The sequence below is a fragment of the Mesorhizobium sp. M0185 genome (assembly GCF_040322175.1).
Lineage (GTDB): Bacteria > Pseudomonadota > Alphaproteobacteria > Rhizobiales > Rhizobiaceae > Mesorhizobium.
Genome location: NZ_JAMYSY010000021.1, coordinates 23484 through 36982, shown reverse-complemented (window position 1 = coordinate 36982; position 13499 = coordinate 23484). Strand labels below are relative to the sequence as shown.

Sequence of the window (13499 nt, the reverse complement as noted above, 5' to 3'; positions counted from 1 at the left end):
CTTTGGCGGATGGCTGCCGCCCGGTCAAGCCGGCCGCATACGACGGCTAAACCGCTATATCCGCCTTGGCCGCCCGGCCGGCGACATAGACCTCGCGCACGGCGCGGTCATCGCCGAGCGTCTGCAGCAGAAACAATTCCTCGGCGAGCGTGTCCGCCGTCTCCACCCGCAGCCGCATCGCCGGCGTGGCGCGGGCGTCGAGCACGATGATATCGGCGTCGCTGCCTTCCTCCAGGGTGCCGATCTTTTCCGCAAGCGACAGCGCCTCGGCATTGCCGCGGGTCAGCTGCCAGAAGGACTGGAACGGATTGAGCTTCTCGCCGTTCAGCGCGATCACCTTGTAGCCCTCGTCCATGGTGCGCAGCATCGAATAGTTGGTGCCACCGCCGACATCGGTGGCGGCGGCGATGCGAAGCGGCTTCTCGCGGCGGCTATAGCGCTGATAATCGAACAGGCCCGAGCCGAGAAACAGGTTGGAGGTCGGGCAGAACACCGCCACCGAGCCGCTATCCGAAAGCACATCCGCCTCGCGTTCCGACAGGTGGATGCAATGGCCGAACAGGCTTCTGCGCCCGAGCAGCCCATAGTGTTCGTAGATGTCGGTGTAGTCCCGCGTCTGCGGGTATAATTGCTGCGTGAAGGCGATCTCGGCGTGGTTTTCCGACAGATGCGTCTGCATGTGCAGATCAGGATATTCGCGGCAGAGCGCGCCCGCCATCTCCAATTGCTCGGGCGACGAGGTGATGGCGAAGCGCGGCGTGATGGCATAGTGCTGGCGCCCCTTGCCGTGCCACTCATCGATCAACGCCTTGCTGTCGTCATAGCCCGATTGCGGCGTGTCGAGCACGCCGTCCGGCGCGTTGCGGTCCATCATCACCTTGCCGGCGATGTTGAGCATGTTGCGGTCGTGCGACTCGGCAAAGAACGCTTCGGCAGATTCCTTGTGTACCGAGCAATAGGCCGCGACTGTCGTGGTGCCATGCCGCAATACTTCATCCAGGAACAGCCTGGCGATACGGCGGCCATGCTGGGCGTTCTGGAATTTGGTCTCTTCCGGAAAAGTGTAGGTGTTCAGCCAGTCGAGCAGCTCGGCGCCGAAGGAAGCGATGACCTGCATCTGCGGAAAATGCGCGTGCGCATCGATGAACCCGGGCAGCAGCAGATGCGGCCTGTGGTCGATTTTTTTTGTTCCCTCGCCCGCCTTTTTCTCGACCTCGGCATAGGCGCCCGCGGCAACGATCCTGCCGTCGCGCATCAGCAGGCCGCCATCTTGCTCGTAATGCCAGGCGGAATGGTCGTCGATGGTTTCGGGCCAGCGCAAAAACGACAGCGTGCGGCCGCGCAGGAGCGTGCTGGTCATTTCCTTGCGCCTTCGAACCACGCCACCAGCAGCGCCCGTTCCTTGTCGGTGATCTGGGTGACGTTGGCGGGCGGCATGGCGTGGCTGCGGCCGGCCTGCAGATAGATCTCGCCGGCGTGCTCGGCGATGCCGGCATCGGTGTCGAGCATCACGCCCTTCGGTGCGTGGTAAATGCCCGCGTAGGACGGCTCCGCCGCGTGGCACATCGAACAGCGGCCAAGCACCGTATCGCGCACGGCAGGGAAATGCGCCGAGGCAACGTAGACCTGTGCCGCCGAGGACGTTTTGACCTCGCCGGTCAGCAGCTTCGGTGCCGTCGACAGCCAGATGATGACGACGAACAGGACGGCGGCCGCCAGCCAGGTCCAGGTAGGATTGCCTTTGCGCGCATGCCTGGTGTTGAAATAGTGCCGGATCAGCACGCCGATGATGAACACCAGCGAGGCGATGACCCAGTTGAACTCTGTCCCGAACGCCAGCGGATAATGGTTCGACAGCATCAGGAACAAAACCGGCAGCGTCAGGTAATTGTTGTGCAGCGAGCGCTGCTTGGCGATCTTGCCGTATTTCGGATCAGGCTTACGGCCGGCGATCAGGTCGACGACGACGATCTTCTGGTTGGGGATGATGACCATGAAAACGTTGGCCGACATGATCGTCGCGGTAATGGCGCCGAGATGCAGGAAGGCGGCGCGGCCGGTGAACAGGTGGGTCAGTCCCCAGGCCATGAATACCAGCACCCCATACAGCACCAGCATCAGGCCGGTGTCGCTGTTGCCGAGCGGCGAACGGCACAAGAGATCGTAGATCACCCAGCCGACGCCGATCGTCGCCAGCGACAGCAAGATGCCTGTAGGCACCGACATGGCAAGGACATTCGGATCGATCAGGAACAGGTCCGCCCCGGCATAGTAGACGACGCACAGCATGGCGAAGCCCGACAGCCAGGTGGCGTAGGATTCCCACTTGAACCAGGTCAGATGCTCGGGCATCTCAGCCGGCGCCACCAGATATTTCTGCACATGGTAAAAGCCGCCGCCATGCACCTGCCATTCCTCGCCGAAGGCTCCGGCAGGCATGCCCGGACGCTGGCGCAGCCCGAGATCGAGCGCGACGAAATAAAAGGACGATCCAATCCAGGCGATACCGGTGACGACGTGCAGCCAGCGCACGGCGAAACTCAGCCAATCCCAGAATATCGCGAAATCCATCATGAAAAAATCGTCCCTGCCGATCCACTGACTTTACGGACTGGAGCGCAAACGGAAAGAGCCGAGCTGCACGATGACTTTCAAAAAAATTTGGAAAATACTAGGCTCGTTACACGCTGCCACATGAGAGCCACGAAAGCCGCATGGCCTATCTCGACAACATCGCCGTTTTCGTCCGCGTCGTCGAGCTCGGCAATTTGTCGGCGGCTGGACGCGACATGCGCATTTCGCCGGCAGTCGCTTCCAATCGCATCAAGGAGCTCGAGAAGCATCTCGGTGTCAGGCTGTTCAACCGCACGACGCGGCAGTTGATGCCGACCGAGCACGGCACGGTGTTCTACTCCGGCGCCAAGCAGGTGCTGGAGGCGGTCACCGAGGCGGAAGCGGCGGTCAGCGCGTTATCCGGGCAGCCGCGCGGCACCATAAAGGTGACAGCGCCGCTCGGCCTCGGGCGGCGGCTGGTGGCATCCGGCATCCCGGATTTCCACGACAGATACCCCGATATCGAGGTGCGGCTCCGGTTATCCGACCACAATGTCGATATCATGAAGGAAGGCATCGACGTTGCGTTCCGGCTGGGCATCATCGAGGATTCCAGCCTCAGGATGCGCGGCATCATGGACTGCGAACGCGTGCTGGTAGCGGCTCCGCAATATCTGGACGTGCGCGGCGAGCCGACCGAGCCGCAGGAGTTGATCGGCAAGAAACACGATTGCCTGATGCTGCGCTATTCCGGCGCGCGCGAATATGTCTGGACGCTGCAGACGCCGAATGGGCCGCAAAAGTTCGAGGTGCACGGCCCCTACGATACCGATGATGGCGACGTGCTGACCGGCTGGGCGCTGTCCGGCCGCGGTATCATCAACAAGCCGCGCTTCGAGGTCGAGCCGTTTATCCGCGACCAGCGGCTGAAGGTGATCCTGAGCAACACGCCGCCGACGCCGGTGCAGTTCGCCGCCGTCTACCCGCACAAGAAGCTGCAGGATCCGAAGGTGCGGCTGCTGCTCGATTTCATGGCCGAGCGCTGCCAGCGGCTGATCAGGGATATTCTGGCCGGCAAATGATCGCTGGCTGGCCGGTTGCTTTCCGTCCAGCCGGCGAGATAATTCTCAAGGAATCTCGCTCAACAGGGAAAGCGATGGCCAACGGCGCCACAATGTGTCTCGCCGTTTCACTGTCTCCGGAAGCCGCTCCTTCCCATCCGCCCGACGCCGGCCCGGACTTCAGTCTGCTGACGCGGTTCGTGCAAGAAGCCGAAGCGGCCGGTCTGGATATGGTGTTGCTCGGCGATTCCGCGACGGTTGCAGGCGGGCTGAACCGGCAAATGCGCTTCGAAGCAACGACCTTGGTGGCGGCCCTGGCGACGGTGACAAGCAGGATCGGCCTCGTCGCTGCCGCGTCGACGGTCGCCCACCAGCCCTATAATCTCGCGCGCCGTTTCGCCTCGCTCGATATCATCAGCCATGGCCGCACCGGCTGGAACGCGAGCATGATGCCCGACCCGCGCGAGGCCGCCAATTTCAGCCGGCCGGAAGGGTTTTCCTGCGACGATTTCCGCCTGCGCGCCGATGAATTCATCGGCATCGTGCAAGGCTTGTGGAAAGGCTGGGACGCAGACGCGCTGCTGTTCGACAAAGTTGGCGGCCGCTTCTTCGATCCCGAGAAGATGCACCTTCTCGACCACAAGGGCGAATACTTTTCCGTGCGCGGGCCGCTCAACGTGGCGCGGTCGCCGCAGGACACGCCGGTGCTGGTCATGTCCGGCCTGTCCGAGCCCGCCATGTATATCGCCGCCCGCACCGCCGATGTCGTCCTGCTCGATGAGCCATCGATCGAGCCGGCGAAGGCTGGCGATCTGAAGCGCCGTGCGCTTGCCTTCGGGCGCAGGCCGGAGGCGCTGAAAGTGCTGATGAACGTTACCGGCAGCGCCGAAATAACCGCCGCGCCGGACCTGTTTGCGGACAGGCTCGAAGAGTGCTTTCGCTCGAAAGCCTGCGACGGCTTCAACATCGCCATGCCGTTCACATCGGCGCTCGACGATTTCGTCGGTCTCGTGCTGCCGGAGCTTCGCCGCCGCGGCCTTGTCCGGTCCGGCTACAGCGCGGCGACACTGCGCGCCCATCTCGGGCTTGCAGGGGAGGATCGGCAATGAGCGCCGGTCGAGGCCAGATGAAGCTCGGCGCCTTCCTGTGGGCGACAGGCCACCACATCGCCGCCTGGCGTCATCCGCAGGCGCATGTCACGGCCGGCATCGACATCGATCATTGCATCCAGCTGGCGCGGACGGCGGAAGGGGCAAAGTTCGACATGATCTTCTGCGAGGACGCCGCCGGCGTGCGTGAGGCCAATGTCAACATCGCCAGCCAAACGTCGCGCTCGATCGGCTTCGAGCCGATCAGCCTGCTTGCGGCGCTCGCGGTGCAGACGGAGCGCATCGGCCTCGTCTCAACGGCGTCGACGAGCTATAACGAGCCTTACGGGCTGGCGCGAACCTTCCTGTCGCTCGACCATCTGAGCGGCGGGCGTGCCGGCTGGAACCTTGTCACTTCGGCCAGCCAGATCGAGGCCGCCAATTTCGGCTCGACCGGTCTGCGCCCGCATGCCGACCGCTACGAACGCGCGCGCGAATTCGCTGCCGTGGTTACCGGCCTTTGGCAAGGCCAGGGCGGACACGAAGGCAGAAGCTTTTCGGTGCGCGACCCGCTCGATCTGCCGCGCTCGCCACAAGGTGCACCGGTCATGGTTCAGGCGGGAGCGTCGGATGAGGGCCGCGATCTTGCCGCCCGGACCGCCGATGTGGTGTTCACTGCGGCGCAAACATTCGAGGAGGCAAAGGCCTTCTACGACGACCTCAAGGGACGGCTGGCGCCCCATGGGCGCGAGCCGGAGGACGTCAAGATCATGCCCGGCGTCGCGCCGGTCGTCGCGGCAAGCGAAGCGGAAGCCCGGGCAAAACATGATGAACTGCAGGAGCTGATACCGGACGATGTCGGTGTCGCGCTGCTTTCCAGCTATCTCAGCATATCCGATCTCGCGCGCTATCCCATCGACGGACCGCTGCCCGAGCTGCCGGCCAGCGAAGGCATGCAGAGCCGGCAGGCGCTCGTCATCGAGCAATCACGCCGCGACAAGCTGTCCATTCGCCAGCTTGCCCGTCATTTCGCCGGCGCGCGCGGCCATTGGCGCGTCGTCGGAACGCCCGCCCAGATCGCCGACGAGCTCGAGGCACGCTTCGAGGGCGGCGCCGCAGACGGTTTCAACGTCATGCCATCCTATTTTCCCGGCCAACTCGATGCCTTTGCCACACTAGTCGTCCCGGAGCTACAGCGGCGCGGGCTGTTCCGTACGGATTATGAAGGCAGCACGCTGCGCGACCATCTGGGCTTGAAAAGGCCGGCGTAAACGACGAGCGGAACGAAAGTCGGAGATCGCCGTTTTGGGATGCTGTGCCGCGCGGCGATGAGGGCGTCTGCGCGCATGTTCGATTGACCTTCCACAAACTTCGCCCTCTTCAAACCAAGCGGACGCAACCGCCACAGGAGCCGATCATGGATGCCATCGCCACCCGCAACGACCTGCAATCCAACGCCAAGAAAGAGTGTATCGATCTTCTCAATGCCCGCCTCGCCGACGCCATCGATCTGGCCTTGATCACCAAGCAGGCGCACTGGAACGTCAAGGGACCGCAATTCATCGCCATCCACGAGATGCTCGACACGTTCCGCGAGGAGCTCGACGGCCATGTCGACACCATTGCCGAGCGCGCCGTACAGCTCGGCGGGACGGCGCTCGGCACATCGCAAGAGGTGTCGAAGGCGACTATGCTCGAGGCCTATCCGACCGACATCCACAAGACCCGGGATCATCTGGCGGCGCTGATCGACCGCTATGCCGCAACCGCCAAGCGGGCACGCGCGGCGATCGAAGAGGCGGCCGGCGCGGGCGATGCCGACACCGCCGACATCTTCACCGCCTATTCACGCTCGCTCGACAAATTGCTGTGGTTCCTTGAGGCGCACACGCAGGAGAAGGAATAGCCAAAACGTCAGCCAGCCATCGCCTTGCGGTGAGGGGCTTTGGACTGAGCGAACGGTGCCGCCGCATGGCCGGCCAACGCTGTCATAATCTCGGCTACGGCGAGTGCGGCGATCACCTGCGGGCGCTTGTCTTTCACCGCATCGCCGCCGATCGGCGAGACGAGGCGGGCAAATTCCGCCTCGCTTCCGTCCGCCGACTTAAGGAACCAGTTCCGGAAGGTCGCCTTCTTGGTCCTGGAGCCGATCATGCCGACATAGGCGACATCCCGGCGTTTCAGCGCCTCGGCGACGATCAGGAAGTCCAGCGCATGGTCATGTGTAAGGACGACGAAGGCGGATCCAGCCGGGGCTTCGCGCACCATCGCCTCAGGCATCGGCGTCAGCTTGGTTTCGACCGCTTCCGGCATGCCTTTGAGCGCCTCGGCTCGCGTCTCGACAACGACGACATGCACCGGCAGCAAAGCCACCGCCGAGGCCAGCGCATGGCCGACATGGCCGCCGCCGAAGATGCAGACATGCGGCAACTGCGCCGCCTCGGCCTCCGCCTCCGCAACAAGCTTGGCCTCAAGCGCGGCGTCGGCCAGCCGGATCAGCAGCTCGACCCTGCCGCCGCAGCACTGCCCGATGTCCGGGCCGAGCGCGATGTCGAGGGTGGCGCGGATATCCCTCCCCCTTGAGGGGAGGGTGGCGGCGAAGCCGCCGGGTGGGGTCGCCGCGGCAGTGCTCGACGCGCTGGCGGTACCTTCTGAGACGACCCCCTCTGGCCGCTCCGCGGCCATCTCCCCCTCAAGGGGGGGGAAAAGCATCTGTCGCGCTTTGTCGATCGCCATGTATTCGAGCTGGCCGCCGCCGATCGTACCGAAAGTGGCCGATCCTGAGACGAGCATGAAGGCACCCGTCTCGCGCGGCGTCGAACCTTTTGTCCGGGCCACCTCAACGAAGGCGACCCGGCCGGCGCCGGCAAGAAAGGCTTTCAGGCTCTGCACTTTCGCGTTCATCATTTGCGTTCCCTATCGGGAAATATAGAGTTTTTCGGCCTGAATTGCACGTTTTCCGGGATTCAAGTGCCGGTTTTGGCTTCCCGCTTCAGCCGTTCGATCGCCATCAGCACACGCTCCGGCGTGGCCGGCGGGTCGAGGCGCGGGCAGATCTTGTGGCTGGCAACGCTCGCAACTGCGTCCGACAGCGCATGCAGCACCGACATTGCGAGCGGAAAGGGCGGCTCGCCGACCGCCTTGGAGCGGTGCACCGTCGGCTCGCCTGCTTGCGCCCAGTCGGCCAAAGTCACATTAAAAATCTTCGGCCGGTCCGACGCGAGCGGGATCTTGTAGGTCGATGGCGCATGGGTGCGCAGCCGCCCCTTGTCGTCCCACCACAGTTCCTCCGTCGTCAGCCAGCCCATGCCCTGGATGAAGCCGCCCTCGATCTGGCCGAGGTCGATGGCGCGGTTCAGCGAGCGGCCGGTTTCGTGCAGGATGTCGGTGCGCTCGACGACATATTCGCCGGTCAGCGTATCGACCGAGACTTCCGAGCACGCGGCGCCATAGGCGAAATAGTAGAAGGGATGGCCCTCGCCCTTGTCGCGGTCCCAATGGATTTTCGGCGTCTTGTAGAAACCCGCCGCCGAAAGCTGGATGCGCGCCATATAGGCCTGCCTGACGAGATCGGCGAAGGCGATCTCCTGGTTTCCGATGCGCACGCGGTTGGGCAAGAACAGCACCTGGTCGCGCGGCACCTGGTATCTCTCGACGGCGAAATTGATCAACCGGTCCTTGATCTGGCGGGCGGCATTCTGCGCCGCCATGCCGTTGAGATCGGAGCCGGAAGACGCGGCGGTGGCCGAGGTGTTCGGCACCTTGCCGGTCGTCGTCGCGGTGATCTTGACCTGATCGAGGTCGATCTGGAACTCTTCCGCCACGACCTGCGCCACCTTGACATAGAGGCCCTGCCCCATCTCGGTGCCGCCGTGGTTCAGATGCACCGAACCGTCGGTATAGACATGCACCAGCGCGCCGGCCTGGTTGTAGTGGGTGGCGGTGAACGAGATGCCGAACTTGACTGGCGTCAGCGCCAGTCCGCGCTTGATGAAGCGGCTGTTGGCATTGAAAGCATCGATGGTGCGGCGGCGCCTCGCATAGTCGGAACTCGCCTCCAGCTCGGCGACGATGCGGTGGATGATGTTGTCCTCGACCGTCTGGTGATAGGGCGTGATGTTGCGGTCGCTGGTGCCGTAGAAATTCTTCTTGCGGATTTCGAGCGGGTCCTTGCCGACGGCAAACGCGACTTCGTCGATGACGCGCTCGGCGCCGACCATGCCTTGCGGGCCGCCGAAGCCGCGAAAGGCAGTGTTCGATACCGTGTTGGTGTAGAGCGGCGCCGATTGCGCGTGCACCGCCGGCCAGAAATAGGTGTTGTCGCAATGGAACAGCGCGCGGTCAGTGACCGGGCCGGAGAGGTCGGCCGAGAAGCCGCAGCGCGCCGCGAACATGAAATCTACGCCCAGAATATTGCCCTGGTCGTCGAAGCCGACCTCGTAGTCGACGAGGAAATCGTGGCGTTTGCCGGTGGCGATCATGTCGTCGTCGCGGTCGGGCCGGATTTTCACGGCCCGATGATGTTTCTTCGCGGCGATAGCGGCCAATGCCGCAAACTGATTGCCTTGCGTTTCCTTACCGCCGAAAGCGCCGCCCATCCGGCGGATTTCCACCGTCACCGCATGGCTCGGCACACCCAGCGCATGGCTGACCATGTGCTGGATTTCGCTCGGGTGCTGGGTCGAGGAATAGATGGTGACGTCGTGGTCCTCGCCGGGGATGGCCAAGGCGATATGACCTTCGAGATAGAAATGCTCCTGGCCGCCTATGCGCATTTTTCCCTTCAGCCGGCGCGGCGCCGCATTGATCGCAGCCGCTGCATCACCGCGCTTCAGCGTCAGCGGCGGCGTGACCAGCTTATCTTTCCGGGGATCGAGCTCACCGACATCGGCGACGAACGGCAATTCCTTGTATTCGACCTTGGCCAGCCTCGTTGCACGGCGCGCCTGCTCGCGGGTTTCGGCAATGACGCAGAAGATCGGCTGGCCAAAGAATTGCACCTTGCCGTCGGCCAGCACCGGCTCGTCGTGACGGCCGGTCGGCGAAATGTCGTTCTCGCCTGGCACGTCGCTCGCCGTCAGCACGTCGATGACGCCGGGTGCCGCGCGCACCGCCGACAGGTCCATGCTGGTGATGGTGGCATGCGTCGCCGTCGAAAGCCCAAGGCAGCCGTGCAGCGTGCCGGCCGGTTCCGGCATGTCGTCGATATAGACGGCCGTGCCACTGACATGCTTGTGCGCGGAATCATGGCGCTGGTCGGTGGCGACGCCGCCGGCGATTTTTTGCGCCTTCAGGTTGGGGGTGGCGTGCTTGTTCATCATGCCGCCTCGTGCCGTGATACCTGGATCGGCGCCCGGGTGCCGGTGGTTTCGGCAAAGAAGCGCAGCAGCAGGTTGCGCGCCGCCAGCGCCCGGTATTCGGCGCTTGCCCGCATGTCGGTCAGCGGCGTGAAATCGTCGGCATACGCGGCCATCGCCGCCTCGACCGTCGCTTCCGTCCAGGGCTTGCCAAGCAATGCCTTTTCGACGCCAAAGGCTCGCTTCGGCGTTGCCGCCATGCCGCCATAGGCGATGCGCACATCCGCCACCGTGCCATGCTCGGCGAGCTTCAGGAAAAACGCGCCTAGCGCTGCTGTGATGTCTTCGTCGCGGCGCTTGGTGATCTTGTAGACGGCAAATTTCGTCTCGCTACCCGGCACCGGAACATGCACGGCCTCGACGAATTCGCCGGGCTGCCGGTCCTGCTTGCCATAGGCGATGAAAAACTCCTCGAGCGGGATCGTTCGACGCTTGTCGCCGCGGCGCAGCGTCAGGCGGGCACCGAGTGCGATCAGCGGCGGCGGCGTGTCGCCGATCGGCGAACCGTTGGCGATATTGCCGCCGATGGTGCCCATGTTGCGCACCTGATCGCCGCCGATGCGGTCGAACAGCGGGCCGAGCGCCGGGATGCGTTTCGCCAGCGTCGAGAAGGCTTCGCTATAGGTGACACCGGCGCCGATCGAGACGACGCCCTTGTCCTCGGAAATCCCGCACAGACCATCGAGATTGCCGATGAAAACCGCCGGCGCAATATCGCGCATGTGCTTGGTCACCCAAAGGCCGACATCGGTCGAACCCGCGACGACAGTGGCGCCCGGCTCCTTGACGAGTACGCTGGCCAGATCGTCGGCATTGGCCGGCACGATCAGCCGCTTGTTGCCGGAGCCGATCTCGATGCGCGAACCGTCCTTCATCGCTTCGAGCTTGGCCGTGACTGCCTTGCGCTCCGCCGCCAACGGATCCTTTGCCGCCGTGCCGTAGCTGGAGATGGCACGTGCGGCGCGCATGATCGCCTCATAGCCGGTGCAGCGGCAGAGATTGCCTTGCAGCGCCTTTTCGATGGCGGCGTCCGACGGCTCCGGCGCCCGCATCCACAGAGCATAAAGCGACATGACGAAACCCGGTGTGCAGAAGCCGCATTGCGAGCCGTGGAAATCGACCATCGCCTGCTGCACGGGATGCAGTTTTCCTGCGTCGCCGCGCAGATGCTCGACGGTCACGACATGTGTGCCGTCTAGCGAGCCAAGGAAGCGGATGCAGGCATTGACGCTTTCATAGACCAGTGTTCCACCGGAGAGCCTGCCGACCAGCACCGTGCAGGCGCCACAGTCGCCCTCGGCGCAACCTTCCTTGGTGCCGCGCAGCGAGCGGTCGAGCCGCAGCCAATCGAGCAGGGTCTGGTCGGGTGCAACCGTGCTGAGCGCGACGTCCTCGCCATTGAGGATGAAGCGGATTTCGTTGCGTGTCTTGATCCCGGCCATCTCAGCTTCCCCGGTAAGTCGAATAGCCGTACGGGGACAGAAGCAGCGGCACATGATAGTGCACCGGCTCGGCCATACCGAAGCGGATCGGCACATGGTCGAGGAAGGCCGGTTCCGGCAGTTTTGTCCCTTGCCGGCGCAGATAGTCGCCAGCCGCAAAGACCAGCTCGTATTCGCCGGTACGGAATTCCGCGCCGGCAAGCAGCGGAGCATCGCAACGGCCGTCATCATTGGTGACGACCGTTTTCAGATGCGTCCGGGCCTGACCGTCAAGATGATAGAACTCGATCGACAGACCGGCCGCCGGTTTGCCGGCCGCAGTGTCGAGGACGTGGGTCGTCAGGCGCCCGCCTTCGGCTTTCGACGTTTCCGCCACTAGCTGCTCCATTCCCTGAACGGTCGAACACTATTCATGAATTGTGCGCCAATTAAAGGCGATGCATAAGTCCCGGTCGAGCGGAGCGCGACAAAAACACTTTCAAAAATTTCGGGGGAATGCGCAGGCACTCCTTTCGACTATCCTGATCACAATTTCCGGCAGGAGCGAGAATGCGTTACGAACGAGACATGCGCGGCTACGGAGCCAATCCGCCGGATCCGAAATGGCCCGGCGGGGCGCATGTCGCGGTGCAGTTCGTCGTCAATTACGAAGAGGGCGGCGAGAATTGCGTCCTGCACGGCGACAAGGCTTCGGAGGCTTTCCTGTCGGAGATCGTCGGCGCCGCGCCCTGGCCCGGCCAGCGCCACTGGAACATGGAATCGATCTACGAATACGGCGCCCGAGCCGGCTTCTGGCGATTGCTGCGCCTGTTCAGCGAGGCACAGGTGCCGATCACCTGCTATGGCGTCGCCACGGCCCTGGCGCGTTCGCCCGATCAGGTTGCGGCGATGCAGGAGGCCGGCTGGGAGATCGCTTCGCACGGGCTGAAATGGATCGACTACCGCGACCATGCGCCAGAAGACGAGCGCCGCGACATGGAAGCGGCGATCCGGCTGCATTATGAGGTCACAGGCGCGCGGCCGACCGGCTGGTACACCGGGCGCACCTCGATCAACACAGTGCGGCTGGCGGCGGAAGAGGGCGGCTTCGACTATGTGTCGGACACCTATGACGACGAACTGCCCTACTGGTTCGAGCATGTGGCACAGGACGGGTCGGCGAAGCCGCAGCTGGTCATCCCCTATACGCTCGACGCCAACGACATGCGCTTTGCCACGCCGCAAGGCTTCAACTCGGGCGACCAGTTCTTTGCCTATCTCAGGGATAGTTTCGATACGCTCTATGCCGAGGGCAAGGCAGGACGGCCGCGCATGATGAACATCGGCCTGCACTGCCGCCTCGTCGGCCGGCCGGGCCGGGTCGCGGCACTGAAGCGCTTCATCGACTACGTCAAATCACACGACAAGGTCTGGCTGGCACGGCGCATCGACATCGCAAAACATTGGCAGGAGACGCATCCGTTCCGGTTGCCGGCGCTGCGCCCGTCGAAAATGGAATTCGAGGCCTTCGTCCATACATTTGGCGGCGTGTTCGAGCATTCGCCGTGGATTGCCGAGCGCGCTTATGAGCTGGAGCTCGGCCCGGCGCATGACAGTGCCGGCGGCCTGCACAATGCGCTCTGCCGCGTCTTTCGCGCGGCAAGCGAGGCCGAGCGGCTTTCCGTGCTCAATGCGCACCCCGACCTTGCCGGAAAACTGGCGCAGGCCAAGCGGCTGACGGCGGAATCGTCGAGGGAACAGGCTTCGGCCGGCCTCGACGCGCTGACCGACAAGGAGCGCGAGCTGTTCGCAAAACTCAATGCCGCCTACGTCACCAGTTTCGGTTTCCCCTTCATTATTGCGGTGAAAGGCAAGACCAAGGGGGAGATCCTGACCGAGTTCGAGGCGCGTATTGGCAACAGCCACGATGTCGAATTCGAAACCGCCTGCAGACAGGTCGAGCGCATCGCGCTGCTTCGTCTCAAGGACATGCTTCCGCAATAGGCTTTGGCTGCCGCA

General features: G+C 63.7%; 11 protein-coding genes. 5 read left to right on the top strand and 6 right to left on the bottom strand.

The window, feature by feature from the left end:
* Positions 1–46 precede the first annotated feature (46 nt).
* Together guaD and NKJ20_RS18065 are read right to left on the bottom strand one after the other, a co-directional pair.
* Positions 47–1360, bottom strand: coding sequence for a guanine deaminase (gene guaD, locus NKJ20_RS18070; protein WP_352454743.1), 1314 nt, complete (start codon positions 1358–1360; stop codon positions 47–49).
* Positions 1357–2574 carry a urate hydroxylase PuuD gene (locus NKJ20_RS18065; protein WP_352745813.1) on the bottom strand — a complete coding sequence of 406 codons (1218 nt, stop codon included), beginning with the start codon at positions 2572–2574 and terminating at the stop codon, positions 1357–1359. Before NKJ20_RS18065 ends, guaD begins: the two co-directional genes overlap by 4 nt.
* A 140-nt stretch (positions 2575–2714) precedes the next feature.
* Between NKJ20_RS18065 and NKJ20_RS18060 the strand changes: the two genes are divergently transcribed.
* The 4 genes from NKJ20_RS18060 (at position 2715) to dps (ending at position 6608) form a co-directional block, all read left to right on the top strand.
* Complete coding sequence (locus NKJ20_RS18060; RefSeq protein WP_352452229.1) at positions 2715–3635, top strand: LysR family transcriptional regulator; 921 nt, start codon at positions 2715–2717, stop codon at positions 3633–3635.
* Between the two features lie 74 nt (positions 3636–3709).
* On the top strand, positions 3710–4723 hold the full coding sequence (locus tag NKJ20_RS18055; protein WP_352452230.1) for an LLM class flavin-dependent oxidoreductase: 1014 nt from the start codon (positions 3710–3712) through the stop codon (positions 4721–4723).
* Positions 4720–5973: an LLM class flavin-dependent oxidoreductase gene (locus NKJ20_RS18050; protein WP_352745811.1), complete on the top strand. Its 1254-nt coding sequence runs from the start codon at positions 4720–4722 to the stop codon at positions 5971–5973. Before NKJ20_RS18055 ends, NKJ20_RS18050 begins: the two co-directional genes overlap by 4 nt.
* A 146-nt stretch (positions 5974–6119) precedes the next feature.
* The gene (dps, locus tag NKJ20_RS18045; protein WP_352452232.1) at positions 6120–6608 is read left to right on the top strand and encodes a DNA starvation/stationary phase protection protein Dps; all 489 of its coding nucleotides are present in this window, start codon (positions 6120–6122) and stop codon (positions 6606–6608) included.
* Positions 6609–6616: 8 nt separating this feature from the next.
* Here the strand turns inward: dps and xdhC are convergent, their stop codons facing one another.
* From xdhC to uraH, 4 genes are all read right to left on the bottom strand, one after another.
* A complete protein-coding gene (gene xdhC / locus NKJ20_RS18040) occupies positions 6617–7606 on the bottom strand; it encodes a xanthine dehydrogenase accessory protein XdhC (protein WP_352745874.1) in 990 nt (329 codons plus the stop codon).
* 62 nt (positions 7607–7668) lie between these two features.
* A complete protein-coding gene (gene xdhB, locus NKJ20_RS18035) occupies positions 7669–10020 on the bottom strand; it encodes a xanthine dehydrogenase molybdopterin binding subunit (protein WP_352745809.1) in 2352 nt (783 codons plus the stop codon).
* Entirely contained in the window at positions 10020–11501 is a 1482-nt protein-coding gene (gene xdhA, locus NKJ20_RS18030; protein ID WP_352614351.1) for a xanthine dehydrogenase small subunit, read from the bottom strand. Before xdhA ends, xdhB begins: the two co-directional genes overlap by 1 nt.
* Before the next feature lies 1 nt (position 11502).
* A complete protein-coding gene (gene uraH / locus NKJ20_RS18025; protein WP_352614350.1) occupies positions 11503–11877 on the bottom strand; it encodes a hydroxyisourate hydrolase in 375 nt (124 codons plus the stop codon).
* A 173-nt stretch (positions 11878–12050) separates the two neighbouring features.
* Between uraH and puuE the strand changes: the two genes are divergently transcribed.
* Complete coding sequence (puuE, locus tag NKJ20_RS18020) at positions 12051–13484, top strand: allantoinase PuuE (protein ID WP_352745806.1); 1434 nt, start codon at positions 12051–12053, stop codon at positions 13482–13484.
* The last annotated feature ends 15 nt before the right edge of the window (positions 13485–13499 follow it).

Coding starts and splice junctions, on each gene's coding strand:
- xdhC (WP_352745874.1), bottom strand. CDS start 7,606: ATGAACGCGAAAGTGCAGAGCCTGAAAGCCTTTCTTGCCGGCGCCGGC.
- xdhA (WP_352614351.1), bottom strand. CDS start 11,501: ATGGCCGGGATCAAGACACGCAACGAAATCCGCTTCATCCTCAATGGC.
- xdhB (WP_352745809.1), bottom strand. CDS start 10,020: ATGAACAAGCACGCCACCCCCAACCTGAAGGCGCAAAAAATCGCCGGC.
- NKJ20_RS18050 (WP_352745811.1), top strand. CDS start 4,720: ATGAGCGCCGGTCGAGGCCAGATGAAGCTCGGCGCCTTCCTGTGGGCG.
- NKJ20_RS18060 (WP_352452229.1), top strand. CDS start 2,715: ATGGCCTATCTCGACAACATCGCCGTTTTCGTCCGCGTCGTCGAGCTC.
- guaD (WP_352454743.1), bottom strand. CDS start 1,360: ATGACCAGCACGCTCCTGCGCGGCCGCACGCTGTCGTTTTTGCGCTGG.
- dps (WP_352452232.1), top strand. CDS start 6,120: ATGGATGCCATCGCCACCCGCAACGACCTGCAATCCAACGCCAAGAAA.
- NKJ20_RS18065 (WP_352745813.1), bottom strand. CDS start 2,574: ATGATGGATTTCGCGATATTCTGGGATTGGCTGAGTTTCGCCGTGCGC.
- puuE (WP_352745806.1), top strand. CDS start 12,051: ATGCGTTACGAACGAGACATGCGCGGCTACGGAGCCAATCCGCCGGAT.
- NKJ20_RS18055 (WP_352452230.1), top strand. CDS start 3,710: ATGGCCAACGGCGCCACAATGTGTCTCGCCGTTTCACTGTCTCCGGAA.